Consider the following 18,338-nt stretch of genomic DNA (forward strand, 5'->3'; position numbering starts at 1 on the left):
TCTCAGTTGCACTCAATTTAATAAATCCTCAACATTTAAGAAACTGGTTTGCTAGTTGCTGCTACTGTACCTCATAACAGCCGTAAATGCTGTATAATTAAACTTGCTTAATATTCCAAAACTGACACAAAAATCTTCTCTATTTCTCTTCTCTCTGTGTTCTCTGTGCCTCTGTGGTTCCTTTATTTGGATAATTTATTTCCTGAAAATCCCTTAGAAGCGATCGCGTCAGGTTCATTAATTAGCATAGAACTACTTTACACTGACTAATTAAGTAATGTAATCAAGAAACTAGACTTATTAAATTTGATACTTTTATTAATTATTTTAATATTTATGTATGAAATCGAACAGACAAAAAAACATATATGTGCATATATTTTGTTATTGTATACCGCAAAAGATAGTACTTAGGGCTTAATAAAAAAGTAATTTAATATTTATTTGGGTAGATGAGTAAATCATAAATAAAACAGTATTTTATTAATACAACAAAGAATTGATTATAGCGATTCGATAGAGCAATGCAGCAAACTGTGTTGTAAACTTTGGCCTGAAAGTAAGCTTGGTGCTGCCTTACAAAGAAAAGGTATTAGCGTTTGGCTAATCAGAATTAATAATTTAAATAATGAGACGAACTATGGCAAGTGAAAAATCTCAAGTCAAAAACAATGGTGTCGGTAATATTATTTCACCTAAGCAGCGTAAAACAAAGCGATCGCAGCTAGCTGAAACCCAATCATCAGGTACATCACGGTTGAATTTAACTTCGTCTAACAAAAAAGTTCAATCAACAGAAACCTTTAAAGACACACCTGATATAGTTTGTTTATCTCATTTGCGTTGGAATTTCGTCTATCAAAGACCACAACATTTACTAACTCGCTGCGCTCAAGGAAAACGAGTGTTCTTTATTGAGGAGCCAATTTTCTCTGAAGAACCCTTGGCAAGGTTAGATATAAACGAAGATTCTAATGGAGTAGTTGTGGTCGTGCCACATCTACCACAAGGTTTAAGTGAAGAAACAATCAACGCAGATTTACAAGTATTAATCGATGGTTTGTTTAGAGAGCAGAACATCAACAAATACATTTGTTGGTATTACACACCAATGGCGATCGCGTTTACCCGTCACTTGCAACCCCAAGCTGTGGTGTACGATTGCATGGATGAATTGTCTGCATTCCAGGGAGCATCACCCACTTTAAAGAATTACGAAGCCGAACTATTCAACCGTGCAGACTTAGTATTTACTGGGGGACAAAGCCTTTACGAAAGTAAAGTGAACCAGCACCCCAACGTTTATGCCTTTCCCAGCAGTGTAGATGTCCCCCACTTTGGTCAGGCGAGAAATATTCAAGAACCAGAAGACCAAGCTCATATTCCTCATCCTCGCCTTGGATTCTTTGGCGTAATTGATGAACGGATGGATCTTGAATTGCTTGCAGGTATTGCCGAAGCACGCCCCGATTGGCATTTAGTAATTATTGGGCCAGTTGTCAAAATCGATCCAGCAAGTCTGCCACAGCATGAAAATATCCATTATCTTGGTGGCAGAGATTATAAACAACTACCTGCATATTTAGCCGGCTGGGACTTAGCAATGTTGCCGTTTGCGCGTAACGAGTCAACCCGCTTTATTAGCCCGACCAAAACTCCAGAGTATCTTGCCGCAGGTAGACCTGTAGTATCCACCTCAATTCGGGATGTCGTACGCCCTTATGGAGAATCGAAGCTGGTGCGAATTGCAGACACAATTTCTGAGTTTGTCACTGCCGCAGAACAAGCAATGCAAGAAGACACCCCAGCCTCAGAATGGTTGAGTCGAGTAGATGTCTTTTTAGAGAAGATTTCTTGGGATCGTACTTGGGCATCAATGATGAAGCTGATTGACTCTGCGATCGCAGCCCGTGATGGTGAAGACAAAGCTAACTCCACAGGTGCGGCTGGTAAACAAGCACCAAATATCATTACCAGAGAGTTTGTTTTCGATTACTTAGTCGTCGGCGCTGGTTTTTCTGGTAGCGTCATTGCTGAACGTTTGGCAACTCAAGGTAAAAAAGTGCTGGTTGTAGACAAGCGCAACCACATAGGCGGCAATGCCTACGATCATTACAACGATGATGGTATTCTTGTACACAAATACGGCCCCCACATCTTTCACACCAACTCCCGCGAAGTTTTTGAATACCTCTCGCGCTTTACTCAGTGGCGGTCTTACGAACATCGCGTCCTTGCAAGTGTAGACGGGCAACTTGTTCCGATTCCAATCAACCTCGACACCATCAACAAGCTGTATGGGATGAATCTCAATTCATTTGAGGTGGAAGAGTTTTATAAATCCCTTGCTGAACCCGTAGAATACATCCGCACTAGTGAAGATGTGGTGGTCAGCAAAGTTGGTCGAGTGCTGTATGAAAAGTTTTTCCGTAATTATACCCGTAAGCAATGGGGACTCGACCCATCGGAACTTGATAAATCAGTAATTGCCAGAATTCCCACCCGGACTAATCGTGACGATCGCTATTTTACCGATAGCTACCAAGCAATGCCACTCCACGGCTTTACCCGGATGTTCGACAATATGCTAAATCACCCGAATATCAAGGTAATGCTTAACACCGATTATCGGGAAATCCAAAAAGCTATACCTTGCCGCGAGATGGTATACTCCGGGCCGGTTGACGAATACTTTGATTATCGCTACGGCAAACTACCCTATCGTTCGCTTGATTTCAAGCATGAAACGCATAACACCTCTGTGTTTCAATCAGCCCCAGTCATTAACTATCCTAATGAACAGCTTTATACTCGTGTGACAGAGTTTAAATACTTGACTGGTCAGGAACACTCTAAAACTAGTATTGTTTATGAGTTTCCTCAAGCTGAGGGAGATCCTTATTATCCTGTACCGCGTTCTGAAAATCAGGAAATTTACAAGAAATATAAGGTGCTGGCTGATGAAACTCCAGGAATCTATTTTGTAGGACGATTAGCGACCTACAAGTACTACAACATGGATCAATGCGTTGCTCAGGCTTTGTCTGTGTACAAGCAAATTGCGGTTAAGGCTTAAATAATTCCTAATTCACCCCGTCCGTGTACACAACTTTCTTTCAAACCTAACCCCCAGCCCCTGCCCTGGAAGGGGAGCAGGGGAGGCAGGGGGAGCAGGGGGGGGAGAAAAAAGCTTAACTGAACTGTATTGCCTTATAAGGGGCTACAGTGTACACACAGTCTTTTAAAGTTGCTGCGTAACGTAGGGTGGGTTAATTTTTGTAGGTCGATACAACAAAGATGCAGGACGATGCAACAAAGGTGCGGGGCGATGCAACAAAGGTGCGGGGCAATGCAACAAAGGTGCGGGGCGATTCAACAAAGGTGCGGGGCGATGCAACAAAGGTGCGGGGCGATGCAACAAAGGTGCGGGGCAATGCAACAAAGGTGCTTAGTTGAATGGCACGCTTGTAAAGGGAGAATCGTTGAGGCAGCAGGGGTGCAGAGGAGCAAAGGAGCAGGGGAGAAAGAAGAAGTTTTAAGCATTGCGTTCGGATATTTAGAAATTCTCCTCTGCGCCCCTGGCCTCCTGCTCCTCTGCAATTCTTACGCTGCATACCCTTCAGCTTAACTTAGTGCCATTCGGTGCTTAGTTTTTAGCCTTAACTGAACTGTATTACTGTATAACACACCGAAAATCTAAGATGGTGCGTTAGCCTTCGGCATAACACACCCTACAAAAGTTGAAAAGAACGCATTAAATAAAATATCAGCTTGAGTTGTAAATTATGATTTCTGCTTTCAACTCGACACTCAACATTAACAAAGCACAACTTCCTCTAGAAGTGTGGGCTGGTGTAGAGTGTACGGTTAATCGTGTGGGTGAAGAGTATTTCGATCAGTTAGAACGCAATGGTCATGCAACCCGCTTGGATGACCTAGATTTATTTGCCCAACTAGGTATACACGCCATCCGCTATCCAGTTATTTGGGAGCGGATAGCACCTAATGGTTTAGAGAATGCTGATTGGTCGTGGACAGATGAGCGGCTGGAGCGTTTGCGCGAACTCGGCATCTGTCCAATTGTGGGATTAGTGCATCATGGCAGTGGCCCGCGTGATACCAGCTTGGTAGATCCAGAATTTCCTAAGAAACTAGCGGTGTTTGCTCGTGCGGTTGCAGAACGCTATCCTTGGGTTACACATTACACACCCATCAACGAGCCACTGACAACAGCACGATTTAGTGGGATGTACGGTCACTGGTATCCTCACGGAAAGGACGATTTAACTTTCGCCCGTGCTTTATTAGGAGAGTGTAAAGCGATCGCTCTTTCGATGCAAGCAATCCGGGAAGTCAACCCCAATGCCCAACTCGTACAAACTGAGGATTTGGGTAAAACTCATAGTACGCCAAAGCTGGCTTATCAAGCAGAACTAGAAAACGAGCGTCGTTGGTTGAGTCTTGATTTATTATGCGGTCGAATTAACCCAACTCATCCCATGTGGGGTTATTTGCGCGATTGTGGTGTAAGTGAGTCTGAACTTGAAGAATTTTTGCAATATACCTGTCCGCCTAATATTATCGGCATTAACCATTACCTGACGAGCGAACGCTTTTTAGATGAAAACCTAGAAACCTATCCAGCTTGGACGCATGGTGGTAATGGCCGAGACAAATATGCAGATGTAGAGGCAGTGCGAGTCTGTGCTGAGGGTTTAGCAGGCCCGCGGACATTGCTCAAAGAGACATGGGAACGCTACAAACTACCCTTTGCTGTCACTGAAGTTCACCTGAGTTGCACCCGTGAGGAACAGCTACGCTGGCTCAATGAAGTGTGGAATGCAGCGCAAGAATTACGAGACCAAGGCGCAGATGTTCGCGCTGTAACTGTTTGGGCACTTTTGGGCAGCTACGATTGGAATAGTTTAGTGACTCGCTCCGCAGGATACTACGAGCCAGGTGTGTTTGATTTGCGATCGCCACAGCCTAGACAGACAGCGATCGCTAAAATGGTGCGAGATTTAGCCACTGGACATAAACCCAATCATCCACTACTAAATACACCAGGATGGTGGCATCGAAAAGAGCGCCTATTATACCCAGCCGTCAGTTGTCGCATATCTCCCCCATCTCTCGCGTTTTCCTCCCCTGCTTCCAATCGTCCCCTAGCGATCGTGGGAGCCACAGGAACACTAGGCAAGGCTTTTGCTCGGTTGTGTGAAGTGCGAGGAATTTCATATTGCCTGCTAAGACGACAAGATATGGACATTGCCAATCCTGCTTCCGTCAATAAAGTACTTGCCGAGTTGCAACCGTGGGCAGTTGTGAACGCTGCGGGATACGTGCGGGTGGACGATGCCGAACGCGAACCCGATGTTTGTTTAAAGGTAAACGCTGAAGGGGCAGCAATTTTAGCTGCTGCTTGCGCTCAACATAATGTGGCGCTGGTAACTTTCTCTTCAGATTTGGTATTCGATGGTGCTGAGTCAAATCCTTATGTAGAAACTGATACTGTTGCGCCCCTCAATATATATGGATGCAGCAAAGTTTTGGCAGAAAAGCTAGTATTGCAGGCTCATCCGGCATCGCTAGTGATTCGTACCAGCGCATTTTTCGGTCCGTGGGATGAATACAACTTTGTTACGATCGCCCTACGCCAACTTAGTGCTGGTAATACTTTTGTCGCAGCCGAAGATGCGATCGTTTCACCTACTTATGTACCCGATCTTGTCCATACCAGCCTTGATTTGCTGATTGATGGTGAGAAAGGTTTGTGGCATTTGGCTAACAAAAGTGCTATAGCTTGGTCTGACTTAGCCCGATTAGCGGCGAAAAAAGCAGGTGTAAGTGTCAGTAGTCTAATTGCTCGTCCAACACAAGAACTCGGTTTAATTGCTGCCCGCCCAGCTTACAGCGTTCTTGGTAGCAATCGAGGTGAATTAATGCCAAACCTTGACAGTGCAATTTCTCGCTACTTGGAAGAAAGAAATTAGTACAAAAAATTTTAGATTTTAGATTTTGGATTAGATTTCAATCTAAAATCCAAAATCTAAAATCCAAAATTCAAAATTGTTTACAATCTCCAATTGCCAATTATGTCAACTATTTTAGTAACAGGAGGAGCCGGATATATTGGCTCCCATGCTGTATTAGCTCTGAAAAATGCAGGTTATGAAGTAATTGTTTTAGATAATCTGTCCAACGGACATCGAGAACTTGTAGAAGAAGTTTTGCAGGTAAAATTGATTGTTGGAGATATGAGCGATCGCTCTCTTCTTGATGAGATATTTTCAACTCACAATATAACTGCGGTTATGCATTTTGCCGCTTATATCGCAGTCGGTGAATCTGTCACCGACCCAGCCAAATATTACCAAAATAATGTTGCAGGCACTCTGACACTTTTAGAAGCAATGATTGCTGCATCAGTTAATAAATTTATCTTTTCTTCTACTTGCGCTCTTTATGGTGTACCAAAGTTTGTTCCTCTTACCGAAGACCATCCGCAAGATCCCATTAGTCCTTACGCTACTAGCAAGTGGATGGTAGAAAGAATTCTATCTGATTTTGATGCAGCCTACAATTTAAAGTCTGTACGTTTCCGTTACTTTAACGCCGCAGGTGCTGACCCTAATGGGTTGTTGGGTGAAGACCACGAACCTGAAACTCATCTCATACCATTAGTACTACTAACTGCTTTTGGTAAGCGCGAATCTATTTTGATTTTCGGCACTGATTACCCTACCCCAGACGGAACTTGTATCCGCGATTATATTCATGTGACTGACTTAGCACAAGCCCATATTTTAGGTTTAGAATATCTGCTCAAAGGTGGAGAAAGTGAAGTCTTTAATTTAGGAAATGGCAGCGGTTTTTCAGTCAGAGAAGTGATAGAAACTGCTAAAGAGATAACAGGCAAAGAAATTAAAATAGAAGAACGCGATCGCAGACCAGGCGATCCTCCTATTTTAGTTGGCAGCAGCGACAAAGCAACTAAAATATTGGGCTGGCATCCAGAGTATCCTAATTTGAACGAAATTATCGCCCATGCTTGGCAATGGCATCAAAAACGACATAGGTAGAGACATCGTTCTTTAGGTACTCGTAAGCCAGTGGTCAAAATTGTTTAAATTAAAGAATGGCTTAAAACAGATAATAGTTTAATATTAATTAATGACCACAATCGAGTTTTCAAATTTACCTAATGCACAGCAGTGCCAAAAAAGTACACTGCCCCATTTAGGGTTAGTTTGCATTACTTCCGACAAACAAGTGCGTTTTCGGACAATGACACGCACCCGATACTTAAAACTTTCCCTTAGCGATCGCAAAATTGCCCTAAGTGAATTGTATCGCAATAACTTACAACGCTTACATGACGCCCTCTCCTTTTGTGAGCAGAATAAAATTCAGCTTTATCGGATGTCTTCTGCTTTATTTCCCCTAAGTGACTTAGAAGACGAAATCGGCGCAAATATATTAGAGACAATGAGCGCTGATTTAGCAAAAATCGGTGAACGAGCAAATGCATTGAGCATAAGAATGGTGTTGCATCCAGATCAATATGTAGTGCTGAGTTCTGATTCTCCCGAAGTGGTACAGGCAAGTATCAATAATTTAGCATGGCATGGACGTATACTTGACTTACTGGGATTACCGCGATCGCCTTGGTCATTGATGAATATTCATGGTGGCAAATCTCAACGGGCTGAACAACTAGTAAAAGTAATTTCCGAACTACCAGAAAACATCAAAAGTCGCTTGACTCTAGAAAACGATGAATACGCCTATAATGCCGATGAAATTTTAGCAGTATGTCAGCAAGCTAGTGTGCCAATGGTATTTGATGCCCATCACCATATTTGCCACGAAAATTTGGACAGCTACGATCATCCGAGTGTAGCATCCATGTTTTACGCAGCGCGAGGAACTTGGAAAAATCGCGATTGGCAATTAGTCCATATTTCCAATGGCGAGCAAGCTTTCAATGACAGAAAACACAGCGACTTGATTACCGATATGCCCAATGTTTACTACCAAGCGCCGTGGATTGAAGTTGAAGCCAAACAAAAAGAAGAAGCGATCGCACTTTTGCGTTCTCGGTGGCTAATGAATAATAATTGTACGTAAATTAGGACTTCTAGTAAAAAAACATCTTACTATAGGAGCGCACATCTGTCATTGGCGTCAACTTAAGCTGAAAGCCTTTTCAAATCTCGTTTCCAGCCTCTAGGCTGGCTTTGACGTTAAGTTGAGACCTATGGCACATCTGTGCGCCCCTACAAATGTACAAATAATTTTGAATAATTTATTTTTTGGAAGTCCCTTGCTCATAAAAATTCATACCGTCACCGCTTTAATGATTCTGAATATGATAGTAAGACTTTATTAAGCAATACAGTTTAGTTAAGAAAATTTTCTTTATCTTTATTCTCTCTCTTTTCTGTGCACCTCATCTGTCTGTGGCGTCTGCTTTAACCACAGCAAAACTTACACATTTCTACTTTCATGGTCGATACTTCATTGAGCTATAAACCATTTTATAAGAGATTTTATAAAAGATTTATCTTAACAGAAATATTCAGCCAATTTGCTTATTCCTATTGATAGATTAAATCAAAATTAAAAATATCAAAATAATAATATACAGAGATGAAAACAACCTAAAAATTATTATGCAAAAAATTTATGGCAATGTTCAGGGAATCAAAGCTAGTCAGATTAAACGACTGCAAGAACTTTATGAGCAAAATCAACCAGCAGATAGATTTATTACTCCAAAATTTGCTCAAGCCTTAGCTACAATCAGTCAACAAATTCATCACCCGATTTGTTGTTATATCAATCGGCGTGGGCAAGTTATCCGAATTGCTGTCGGAACACCTAGTCAAACTCAAATTCCACCTGAAGAATTACCCCGCCGCAGTGCAGAACGTTTGAGCGGAATCCGTTGTATTGTTACTCAAGTTAAATCAGAACCACCTGATGAAGCATCGTTAATTGCAATGATGCGTCAGCGCTTAGATGCTCTTGTTATATTAATCGCAACTGATAGTGAAGTAAAAGAAGCTTTTCTAACTTACCTTTTCCCTGATTCAGAAAGCCCTTGGGTAATTTCACCTCCTCTAAGTTTGGATGATTTAACCGAACAAGAATTTGATGAGCTAGTTCACGAATGGGAGAGAGAAATTGTTGATGCTGGAGATGGAATATTCCTATCTCAAGAAGTTGTCTCTGACCAAGACAGGGTGCTGCTGGTGGGAGTGCAGACAGAAGATGTATCTGTCCAACGGTTTGAAGATGGGCTGGCAGAACTAGTGCGTTTGGTGGAAAGCGCTAAGGGTATTGTACTGGATACAATGCGGCAAAAGCGCGATCGTGCCCATCCCCAAACAGTGGTCGGTAAGGGAAAAATTGAAGAAATCACGCTTTTAGCTCACAAACTAAAAGCTAATCTAATCGTTTTTGACCGAGATATTTCTGCATCTCAAGCCCGCAACTTAGAACAGGAAATTGGCATCCGAGTTGTAGACCGTACGGAAGTAATTCTGGATATTTTCGCTCAACGCGCTCGCACTCAAGAGGGTAAATTACAAGTAGAACTGGCGCAACTCGAATATATGTTACCTCGGTTGCGCGGTCGCGGACAGGAAATGTCTCGATTAGGTGCGGGAATTGGTACGCGAGGCCCTGGTGAAACAAAACTAGAAACGGAACGGCGAACAATTCAACGACGAATAAACCAGTTACAGCAGGAAGTAAACGAATTACAAACACATCGCGCCCGCATTAGACAACAACGACAACAGCAAGAAATTCCGGTTTTGGCATTAATTGGCTATACCAATGCTGGTAAATCTACTTTACTGAATGTGTTAACCAATGCAGAAGTTTACACCGCAGACCAACTATTTGCTACCCTCGACCCAACAACCCGCAAAGTAATCATTACAAAACCAGAAACACAAGAACGCCGCTCGATTTTGCTCACAGATACTGTAGGGTTTATTCACGAACTCCCGCCAGCACTGATGGATGCGTTTCGCGCCACATTGGAGGAAGTAGTTGAGGCTGATGCGATGATTCATATTGTGGATTTGTCCCATCCAGCTTGGGAAAGTCATATTGCAAGTGTGCTGGAAATACTCGAAGAAATGCCTGAGATTCCAGAAAAAAGTTTGATTGCTTTTAACAAGGTTGACAAAGTAGATAGCGAAACCTGGGCTAGAGTTCAACAAGATTATCCCCAAGCTGTGTTTATATCAGCAACCCAGCACTTGGGTTTAGAGACTTTAAAAATGCGATCGCTACAACTAATTGACGAAAGAGTTGAAGCAGTTGCAGTCCCACAAAATTCATACTAAACAAGAAGGAATTATATGACACCGACTATTATTGTTCACGGTGGAGCAAAAACCATCACAGACGACAAGGTTGCAGCCAACAATGCAGGCTGTACAGCAGCAGTAGAGGCTGGTTGGGCAGTGCTAATCAGTGGAGGTACAGCCGCAGAAGCTGTAGAAGCAGCGATTCGAGTTCTGGAATCCGATCGGACATTTAACGCTAGCCTCGGTGCAACTCTCAATAGTGATGGAGAGGTGGAATTAGACGCGGCGATTATGGAAGGCTCATTAAGTTGGGGAGCGATCGCAGCAGTTCAAGGCATCCGTCATCCAATTTCGGTTGCACGGAACATTATGGATGATAAACCCAGACTACTAGTAGCGCGGGGTGGAGAACGCTTCGCCATAGATTCCGGGGCTGAAATGTGCAAAAAAGAAGACTTAATAGCTGAGGAACAGTTGGAGCAGTGGAAGGAAGATCGGGAAGTAATCGATCGCCCCAACACTGTAGGTTGTGTGGCTTTGGATGCTAGCGGCATCCTAGCTGCTGGCACTTCAACTGGCGGCACTACCAAGCAGCAACAAGGTCGCGTCGGTGATACTGCACTTGTTGGCTGTGGCTTGTACGCTGATAATAAAATCGGCGGTTGCTCAACAACAGGTGATGGCGAGTCAATTATCCCAGTGGTTTTGGCTAAAACTGCGATCGATTTCTTAACTGGAGACAGACACCCAGATGAAGCCGCACAGATGGCAATTGACGCTTTGGTTTCTAAGGTTAAAGGTGAAGCTGGGTGCATCCTCATAGACCGTCAAGGACGCGTTGGCTGGGCGTATAACTCATCACACATGGCTTGTGCTTATATGACCGCAGGACAAGACAAGGTGGCTGTCTTTACTAAGAAATAACTCATACCAATTCGGAATGGGCTACGCTCAGGTAATGCGTAATTAATGAAGCCAAATTACATCTGAGTTTTCAAGTTTAAATATACAGCTTTATTTTTTCAAGCTGGTATTATTTGGAAATTCAGGAGACTCGTTTAAAAAAAACCGCATCCACAAAAGAGATGCGGTTTCTCGGAGGACTAGATGAATTCAAAATACAACTTTCAATACTTTCAAGGGAATTCTCTTTCTGACTTGTTTGCTGAAGATATCACAGATGCATCTTATGGGTTTATTTTAAATTACCCTGCAACTGCCAGTTGGGCTGCTTATCCCAATCGGAAAAAATATTTTATTCAAGATGGCAGTAGTGAAGCCACAAAAACCTCCTTCGACAAGATTTGTCAGAAGGAACCTTGGAAAAATCTGGCTGTATTAGGCGATCGCATTCCAGGAATTGTGATTATACCACCGTCAAAGTCGCTGCTTGAATACTGGCAAGAGCATTTCGGCAGCCGCTCCAATCGGTCGATGATGGATTGTTCGACTTATCTAGATGACCTCAGCCAGGGCGAACATTTTGACAAACTCATCACTTTATTTCCCTTTGATCGTCTAAAACCTGAAAAACACGCTGTTGATTCAGACACCCATTACCGCTTACTCAGCAAAGTAACACTAGACCAACTGGGCGTGCAATGTCCAAAATATAAGAGCTACAATTTGCACACCTGTAATCTAGAAGACATTGAATTACCAGAATTCCCCTATTTAATTAAAACGTCGCACGGACTCTCAGGAGAAGGCACTTATATCATCAAAAATCCCAGCGATTTGAACTACTGTTTTGAAGAAATCAGGAAATATCTTGATATTAAGTTGCTCGATACGATTATCGTCTCGGAGTTCGTCAAGAATGAGGTGCAGAATTACTGCGTACAGTTCTATGTCAACAAGTTAGGAGAGATAACCCTCATCGGTACTACCAGCCAACTTGTCACTCCAGAAGGCAACTATTTAGGCGGACTGATTGACTACCGCAACACTGACATGAGCAAGTTCTTTGAGATGATTGCCGCCATTGGTCAGTATGCTCACAAACAGGGGTATTTTGGCGTGATTGGGTTCGATGTGTTGGAAAATCGAGACGGACAATTTTATGCGATCGATGCCAATTTTCGAGTCAATGGCTCGACTCCTTTGTGTTTGCAGCGTCATACTCTACTGGGACTGGGAAAGGAAGTAGCTAAATATTCCAGTGACTACCGCATGGAAGGAACGTTAGATTCAATTTTAGTGACTTTAAAACCAGAACTAGATCGCAAAGACTTGATTATCCTGTCGGCTTTAGAGAAGGCTAAATATGGAAAAATCTATACCGAAATTTATGCGATCGTTACTGGAGAAAGTATAGAAGAAATGCAGAAGATCGAGCAGCAATTACAGGATAAGGGATTACAATGGCTCCCTTAAACAGCGCTACTGTTGATATCTGGCGTTTGTTTTGTAGATGTAAATTCTTTAGAGAAATCATAAACAATGTATGTAATTTATCTATATCTAAAGGTCTTAAAAAAGGTGAGTAAACATGAAATTTCAAATTGAATGCAATACAGACAAAATCAACAAAATATGTTTAATTTGCCAGCAAAGTTTTCAGACACATGAAGCCAGATTAATTGTATGCAATGACAAAGGCGAAGGCTATGGAGATATCTGCCATGAATGTATAGCTCATGGCGGTAGTTGGGTTCAATCTCAACTCCAACAATTTAGTCATCAACTACTAGCTTTAAGATAATTTTAAGTAAATTAAAAATTGGAACTTATTAATTTATAATTCTTTATTTATTTAATAGATTGAGTTGTGTTTAATTCAATTACATAGATTATTTATTATAAAGTTTGGACAATTCAATTAATGATTGCAACACATCCATTTGTAGAGACGCGATTCATCGCGTCTCTACAAATGGTTTATTTGTCGCATTCTTTTTTCCAAGTGGTATTATTATTCCACTTCTATCAAATCAGTTGACTGCTTCATTGGGAATAAGAATCGCATTAGCTGGCCTAGTGGTATAGAGCGTTGCTCATGAACAAAAACTAAGGGTAGAAGTGCAGCCATGCGTAGTAAGCCTGAGATAACAAACAACCCCAGTAAACCCGCAACACCAGGGAGAGTTGCTAGAAAGCTACCGACAGTAATACCCATTGCTCCAGTGATACCAGCAATTGCACCTGCGATCGCAAAATAACTCGACTGATGACCCAACGGTGCTATTCCCATCATCAAATTGTTGGTACACAAATCAATTGCTGCCCACGTTGCGCCAGCTAGTATGTGCAACAAGGGTAGCAAGATCCAAAAAGAAATGCGATCGCTTCCAACAAAAAGCCACAGCAGAGGTGTCACCGCCACTAAGACTCCCACTAATAGTAGTAGCGGGCGATTCCCAATCCGGTCGGCCAGTTTGCCCCACAAAAGCAGCATTAGCATATTTGCACCAGTTCCTAAGCCGTGATAAATCGTTACCACACTAATATCTATATCCAGGTTATCCAGCAGATAAAGGTTAAAGAAAGGAGCGCTGACGTTAACAGCAAAGCACCAGATGCTCAGATAAAGCACAAACTTCAAAAAATTAGCATCTTTAAATAAGCTAAAATCTATTCCTTGGGGCTGTGGATTTGGTGTGTCTGAATGTGCAACTTTTAAAAGGTGCGGGTTTATATCGGTCATCCAGAACTGACAGCCCACACTGATTAACCCTAGCATAATTCCTAGAACCAAGACTGTGCCATAACCTTGAAGGGTTCCACCAGGCCAAGCTGATACTACTAAACCTAGCAGAGGCACACCAACAAGGTTAGTCAAGCCAAGAATACTATTACGAAAGCCGAAATATCGCCCCCGCAACCGCTGAGGTACTAAAACCGCTGACCACCCAAGCCAAGGCGCACGACCAAAAGCTTCGATGATATTAGCCACTAAGAGAATTGCCAATGTCAACTGTACTACTTGGTATCCAGTAATACGAGATGAAGTAACCAACCAAATTGCTGGTAGAAGAATCAACCATAGCAGCCGCGACGAGATGAAAATACACATGAAATACCAACGGAAGCTGGTACTTCGGTTTACCAAATACGCTCCCAATGGTTGAAGCAGATTCACCATCTGAGGGATAGCCGCGAGTAGACCAATTTCGACTGGACCAGCACCTAACTCTAGCAAGAAATTACTGAGCAATGCGCCGCCGATGATACTATAAAGAAGCGCAGCAAAGACACTTTCATAAGTTAACGCCCTGAGACTTTGGCGAATTTCTGGCTTAGGAATTTTTAGAAACAGTTTTGGAGTTGGGAAAAGTACCGTCTCTGTTAATGCCCTATCCTCTGAGATTTCTTGAATGGGGACAGGGGGAAGAGAACTAGCTTCTACAGAAATGTCATCTTCTTGGGGCTGAACCATATTATTTAGTCAATATTTAAAGAATTAAATTGTTATAGCTACTATTAGCCACAATTAGGAAAACTTATAGAAAATTTAATCAATAAGTTCTAAGGCATTGCAATTGCTTACTTATCCTGAAGAACTAGTCCATAGTAAGTATTACCTCATTTACTTGCAAACTGCTGTAACTGTAGTTAGGCTTCTATCTCATAAGTCAATTATTTGACCTAAATTTAATACAGATTTTGCTAGAAGCTTTAGTGTAATGAATTTAGCAGTTAATTAATATTTAGTGAATGTAAAATAATCGAGTATTGTCAAAATCATTCTTGAGGATTAATACTTTTATATAGGAATATTAAAATTTAGCTTTTACTAGTACACATAGACATAAATAATACTGCATTTATCTAACCAAGAGTTAGGAGTGAAGTTGAAATTAGCGATTAAGTCTGGTAAACCAACTGCTTTCAGCAAACTAGCCCCAACACGAGAAGCAAAGGTTTTTCCTATACAATTGAGGACTGGTAAACCTGCCCATAAAGCATCATTAGCAGTAGTATGAGCATTATAATAAAGGGTATCTAGAAATAAGTCTGCTAATTGATGTCTTGCTAAATGTTCTGCTTTGATGTGAGAATATTGGGCAAAAATTAAGCGATCGCTATTAATTCCTCGCGCTTGGGCTTCTCTTCTAAAATTATCCTCAGCATTAGAGAATTTGACAGTTAACCACAACACACTACCCGGAACTGCGGTGAGAATTCTCATCCAAACATCGAAAATCTGCGGTTCAATTTTATAATTGTTATTGAAGCAGCAAAAGACAAAACCCGACTCTGGTAAACCATACTGAGAACGAGTCACAGGAGTGGAAGCGATCGCTTGTTGATAATCGTTGACTTGATAACTGTGGGGTAAAGTAACTAGCTTCTCGCTAAAAATACTACCCTGGCTTCATCTACTTGACCTTGAGTCACGATCGCCAAAGATACCAAAGATAACAGTGCTGACCCTAAACGGTTATATGCTTTAATATAGTCTGGGTTGTGGCGAATAGCAGATCGATAACAAGCGATCGCCCCTTCTAAATTCTCCTGCGTCTCTAAGACAATGCCCAGATTCAGATAAGCTTCTGGATATGCGGGATTTTTCTGTAAAGCCTCCTGAAACTTAGCTGCTGCTGATAGCTTACCTTGCATTTGCCAAGCTAGACCAAGATTGTTGTGAGCAAAAGCATAGTTCGGGTTGCTGAGAATTGCAGACTCAAAACAAGCGATCGCTTTTTCTAAATTGTTCTGGGCTACTTCCACAATACCCAAATTATTGTATGCTTATGCATATTTCGGGTTGATTGTCAATGCCTGTTGGTAAGCCAGAACAGCTTGGTTAGTTTGTCCTTGATTGCTCATAATTACCCCCAACTGATACCAAGCGGGAGCATATTGGGGATATTGGCTAATTATTTGTTCGTATAAAGCGATCGCTTCTGTAAATCGTAGTTGTGTTTGTAAAGCTAATGCTTGTTCATAAAGCGGTTCTACGGCTGAGAATTCCAGCACTGGGGTTGGCCATAACCAATCAGAATTAGGCCAGTCTTGATTCTGAGGCGCGATCGCACAGATTGTATTGTTCCGATTTGCGTTGTCAGTCAATTCTTGTGTAGGCGCTGACTTGTCAGTTCGCAAATTTCCCTCTATGAGAGGAGAACGTGGATCGAGGGTAATCAACTGCTGAATCTCCTGAGTCTGGAATCCCAACGCTTGGGGACGACGAACTCCTGGTAACACCTGCTAGTCCCTTTTCAGTAACAGTTGGAGACTTCAACGGCGACGGCAAACAAGACTTGGCTGCCGCTAACTACAACAGCAACAACGTCTCAGTGTTGCTGAATGCTAACCCCAGTGCCACTTTAACAATTGCCGAACCTGTTGCCCCAGTCATTATCCTCACCAACACCGCCCTTGCTTACACCGAAAACGACCCTGGCATCACCGTCACCGATGTAGACTCAACCAGCCTCAGCAGCGCCACCACCACCATTTAGTCATCTTAGAAGAAATTCAGCATAAACCTGCCGAAAACAACGGTTTATTGTGTATGTTCAGCGACCAAGAGTTTGAAGACTGGTGTCGCCGCCTTTGTTTAAGAGAGACGACAAAAAAGTTTGTGCAAAAAATCCGTTGTTCAGAACCTGTTAGGAGAGTAGGTGGCGGAGCGAAAAATGTTTGCGGTAGCTATCCAAGCCGCAAAATGGGGAAAACAATTCAGTTTGAATCTCATAAGTAGTGAGTAAGAAAAAAGGACAATAACTTCGCCACTCATTACTCCTTACTCATTACTTATGACCAACAAAGGCTTTAGGGTGTAGGGTATCGGGTGTGGGGTGTAGGGAATGAAGAATAAGTAATCTCTGTTTCACCTCGTGAGCTTGAATGATGTTTATTAACACTACACCCTACCCCCAACAAGATAGCCCAGACGAGGTTTCACGTTTTCTTAGTGCCATTCCCCTTCACCCGATTAGTCTTTTTAAATGTGGAAGGGCATGAACCGGGGTCGAGGTAATGGCGTAGAGACCATCGTTGGTGAAAGCTTCCTTGTTGGCGTTCACGTAGTCCTCGACAGTCATCGGGGTCTTGTTGCCGATGACCTCGATAAAGTTGTTGGTTCCGGCGAAGATCCCGTTTTGGTAGTCGACTGCGACATTGCTGAGGTGCTGGACGAGGTGAGATGGAAATTGCTTTGCCTTCAACGCTTCTGCGAACGTGGCAACATCGATAGGTTCATACCGCACGGGAATGCCGAGTGTCTGTGAGATCGCCGACGCGATCTCGTAGTAGTCCATCTCGACCGGGCCGTAGAGTGGGTATATCTGGCGATCGTGCGGTTCCGGGTTTTCCAGAATGGCGGCGATGACGTAGGACTGGTCTTTTCCAGCGATCGGTGCGTGGCGACCATTTCCGAGAGGAAGTCGCAGAACACCCTCGTCACCAGGGTAATTCCAGTACCATGTCAACCATTCGGCGAAGAACGTCGGTCGCAGGTGTACCGTCTGCATAGCGGTTCGATCCAACAGGCGTTCGCCAAGCCAGTGCTGGCGTGCGGCATCGCTATTCGCCTCGCGGCGTGCAGATATTTGGGACATATTCACCACTGCCTTGACACCAGCTTCGCTGGCTGCTTGGGCAAAGATGACGGTGGCGTCGAGCAGTCCGGGATTGATAGGGTAGCAGAAATACGCTCCCGTGACCCCTCGCATTGCAGAACTGACGGCGTGGAAGTCGAGAAGATCCCCGACAACGATCTCAGCCCCTGCTGCGGACAGGCTCTCGGAACGTGCGTCGCTACGGTGGACGAAGGCACGGACACGGTGCCCCCGTTGAAGCAGCAGGCGCACCGTCGTGTCACCCGTGTTCCCGGTCGCTCCTGTGATTAGAAACAGCTTATCATTCTGCGTATTCATGAAAAAACCTCCTTGACGGCAGTTTGAGAAATAGAGTTAATGCGGACTTCTAAGGGTTGAGATCCCTTGAGCTTGTTCATGTGTTACCTCTTGAGAGTGCCTCGCGGCATAACAATGGAACCGACCTCACTCAATCACAGATGCAGCTGTATGTTGAATGAGGTACTCGGTCGAGTGGGAGTCC

General features: G+C 43.0%; 16 protein-coding genes. 10 read left to right on the plus strand and 6 right to left on the minus strand.

Features of this window, described 5'->3' with window-relative positions:
• Positions 1-640: 640 nt before the first annotated feature.
• Positions 641-3,076, plus strand: a complete 2,436-nt coding sequence (gene glf, locus V7K44_RS05060; protein ID WP_334929249.1) for a UDP-galactopyranose mutase — start codon at positions 641-643, stop codon at positions 3,074-3,076.
• Between the two features lie 165 nt (positions 3,077-3,241).
• Here the strand turns inward: glf and V7K44_RS05065 are convergent, their stop codons facing one another.
• Positions 3,242-3,442: a hypothetical protein gene (locus V7K44_RS05065; protein WP_334929251.1), complete on the minus strand. Its 201-nt coding sequence runs from the start codon at positions 3,440-3,442 to the stop codon at positions 3,242-3,244.
• 343 nt (positions 3,443-3,785) lie between these two features.
• On the opposite strand from V7K44_RS05065, the gene V7K44_RS05070 reads away from it, so the two are divergent.
• From V7K44_RS05070 to V7K44_RS05100, 7 genes are all read left to right on the plus strand, one after another.
• Complete coding sequence (locus V7K44_RS05070; protein WP_334929253.1) at positions 3,786-5,993, plus strand: family 1 glycosylhydrolase; 2,208 nt, start codon at positions 3,786-3,788, stop codon at positions 5,991-5,993.
• Positions 5,994-6,095: 102 nt separating this feature from the next.
• Positions 6,096-7,082: a UDP-glucose 4-epimerase GalE gene (galE, locus tag V7K44_RS05075; RefSeq protein WP_334929255.1), complete on the plus strand. Its 987-nt coding sequence runs from the start codon at positions 6,096-6,098 to the stop codon at positions 7,080-7,082.
• Positions 7,083-7,173: 91 nt separating this feature from the next.
• The gene (gene uvsE, locus V7K44_RS05080) at positions 7,174-8,130 is read left to right on the plus strand and encodes a UV DNA damage repair endonuclease UvsE (protein ID WP_334929257.1); all 957 of its coding nucleotides are present in this window, start codon (positions 7,174-7,176) and stop codon (positions 8,128-8,130) included.
• 545 nt (positions 8,131-8,675) lie between these two features.
• Positions 8,676-10,364 (plus strand): GTPase HflX, encoded by a 1,689-nt coding sequence (gene hflX / locus V7K44_RS05085; RefSeq protein WP_334929259.1) that lies wholly within the window; start codon positions 8,676-8,678, stop codon positions 10,362-10,364.
• Positions 10,365-10,379: 15 nt separating this feature from the next.
• Entirely contained in the window at positions 10,380-11,252 is an 873-nt protein-coding gene (locus V7K44_RS05090; RefSeq protein WP_334929261.1) for an isoaspartyl peptidase/L-asparaginase family protein, read from the plus strand.
• A 183-nt stretch (positions 11,253-11,435) separates the two neighbouring features.
• Positions 11,436-12,704 carry a carbamoylphosphate synthase large subunit gene (locus tag V7K44_RS05095; protein WP_334929263.1) on the plus strand — a complete coding sequence of 423 codons (1,269 nt, stop codon included), beginning with the start codon at positions 11,436-11,438 and terminating at the stop codon, positions 12,702-12,704.
• A gap of 115 nt (positions 12,705-12,819) precedes the next feature.
• Complete coding sequence (locus V7K44_RS05100) at positions 12,820-13,032, plus strand: hypothetical protein (protein WP_334929265.1); 213 nt, start codon at positions 12,820-12,822, stop codon at positions 13,030-13,032.
• A gap of 210 nt (positions 13,033-13,242) precedes the next feature.
• Here the strand turns inward: V7K44_RS05100 and V7K44_RS05105 are convergent, their stop codons facing one another.
• The 4 genes from V7K44_RS05105 to V7K44_RS05120 all read right to left on the minus strand — a co-directional run bounded on the left by V7K44_RS05105 (position 13,243) and on the right by V7K44_RS05120 (position 16,478).
• Complete coding sequence (locus V7K44_RS05105) at positions 13,243-14,706, minus strand: MFS transporter (RefSeq protein ID WP_334929267.1); 1,464 nt, start codon at positions 14,704-14,706, stop codon at positions 13,243-13,245.
• 357 nt (positions 14,707-15,063) lie between these two features.
• Positions 15,064-15,555: an O-linked N-acetylglucosamine transferase family protein gene (locus V7K44_RS05110; protein WP_334929269.1), complete on the minus strand. Its 492-nt coding sequence runs from the start codon at positions 15,553-15,555 to the stop codon at positions 15,064-15,066.
• A gap of 59 nt (positions 15,556-15,614) precedes the next feature.
• On the minus strand, positions 15,615-16,001 hold the full coding sequence (locus V7K44_RS05115) for a tetratricopeptide repeat protein (protein WP_334929271.1): 387 nt from the start codon (positions 15,999-16,001) through the stop codon (positions 15,615-15,617).
• Between the two features lie 21 nt (positions 16,002-16,022).
• Positions 16,023-16,478, minus strand: a complete 456-nt coding sequence (locus tag V7K44_RS05120; RefSeq protein ID WP_334929273.1) for a tetratricopeptide repeat protein — start codon at positions 16,476-16,478, stop codon at positions 16,023-16,025.
• Here V7K44_RS05120 and V7K44_RS05125 point away from each other — a divergent pair.
• A complete protein-coding gene (locus V7K44_RS05125; RefSeq protein ID WP_334929325.1) occupies positions 16,469-16,735 on the plus strand; it encodes an FG-GAP repeat protein in 267 nt (88 codons plus the stop codon). The two genes, V7K44_RS05120 and V7K44_RS05125, sit on opposite strands and share 10 nt — an antisense overlap.
• 53 nt (positions 16,736-16,788) lie before the next feature.
• The gene (locus V7K44_RS05130) at positions 16,789-16,977 is read left to right on the plus strand and encodes a hypothetical protein (protein ID WP_334929275.1); all 189 of its coding nucleotides are present in this window, start codon (positions 16,789-16,791) and stop codon (positions 16,975-16,977) included.
• A 226-nt stretch (positions 16,978-17,203) separates the two neighbouring features.
• On the opposite strand, the gene V7K44_RS05135 is transcribed toward V7K44_RS05130, so the two are convergent.
• Positions 17,204-18,154: an NmrA family NAD(P)-binding protein gene (locus V7K44_RS05135; protein WP_334929277.1), complete on the minus strand. Its 951-nt coding sequence runs from the start codon at positions 18,152-18,154 to the stop codon at positions 17,204-17,206.
• Positions 18,155-18,338 lie beyond the last annotated feature (184 nt).

Source organism: Nostoc sp. (genome assembly GCF_036917235.1).
In the GTDB taxonomy this organism is placed as follows: domain Bacteria; phylum Cyanobacteriota; class Cyanobacteriia; order Cyanobacteriales; family Nostocaceae; genus Nostoc.

Excerpts from the sequence above, each read along its gene's own strand:
- glf (WP_334929249.1), top strand. The coding sequence starts at position 641 with ATGGCAAGTGAAAAATCTCAAGTCAAAAACAATGGTGTCGGTAATATT.
- V7K44_RS05070 (WP_334929253.1), top strand. The coding sequence starts at position 3,786 with ATGATTTCTGCTTTCAACTCGACACTCAACATTAACAAAGCACAACTT.
- galE (WP_334929255.1), top strand. The coding sequence starts at position 6,096 with ATGTCAACTATTTTAGTAACAGGAGGAGCCGGATATATTGGCTCCCAT.
- uvsE (WP_334929257.1), top strand. The coding sequence starts at position 7,174 with ATGACCACAATCGAGTTTTCAAATTTACCTAATGCACAGCAGTGCCAA.
- hflX (WP_334929259.1), top strand. The coding sequence starts at position 8,676 with ATGCAAAAAATTTATGGCAATGTTCAGGGAATCAAAGCTAGTCAGATT.
- V7K44_RS05090 (WP_334929261.1), top strand. The coding sequence starts at position 10,380 with ATGACACCGACTATTATTGTTCACGGTGGAGCAAAAACCATCACAGAC.
- V7K44_RS05095 (WP_334929263.1), top strand. The coding sequence starts at position 11,436 with ATGAATTCAAAATACAACTTTCAATACTTTCAAGGGAATTCTCTTTCT.
- V7K44_RS05100 (WP_334929265.1), top strand. The coding sequence starts at position 12,820 with ATGAAATTTCAAATTGAATGCAATACAGACAAAATCAACAAAATATGT.
- V7K44_RS05105 (WP_334929267.1), bottom strand. The coding sequence starts at position 14,706 with ATGGTTCAGCCCCAAGAAGATGACATTTCTGTAGAAGCTAGTTCTCTT.
- V7K44_RS05130 (WP_334929275.1), top strand. The coding sequence starts at position 16,789 with ATGTTCAGCGACCAAGAGTTTGAAGACTGGTGTCGCCGCCTTTGTTTA.
- V7K44_RS05135 (WP_334929277.1), bottom strand. The coding sequence starts at position 18,154 with ATGAATACGCAGAATGATAAGCTGTTTCTAATCACAGGAGCGACCGGG.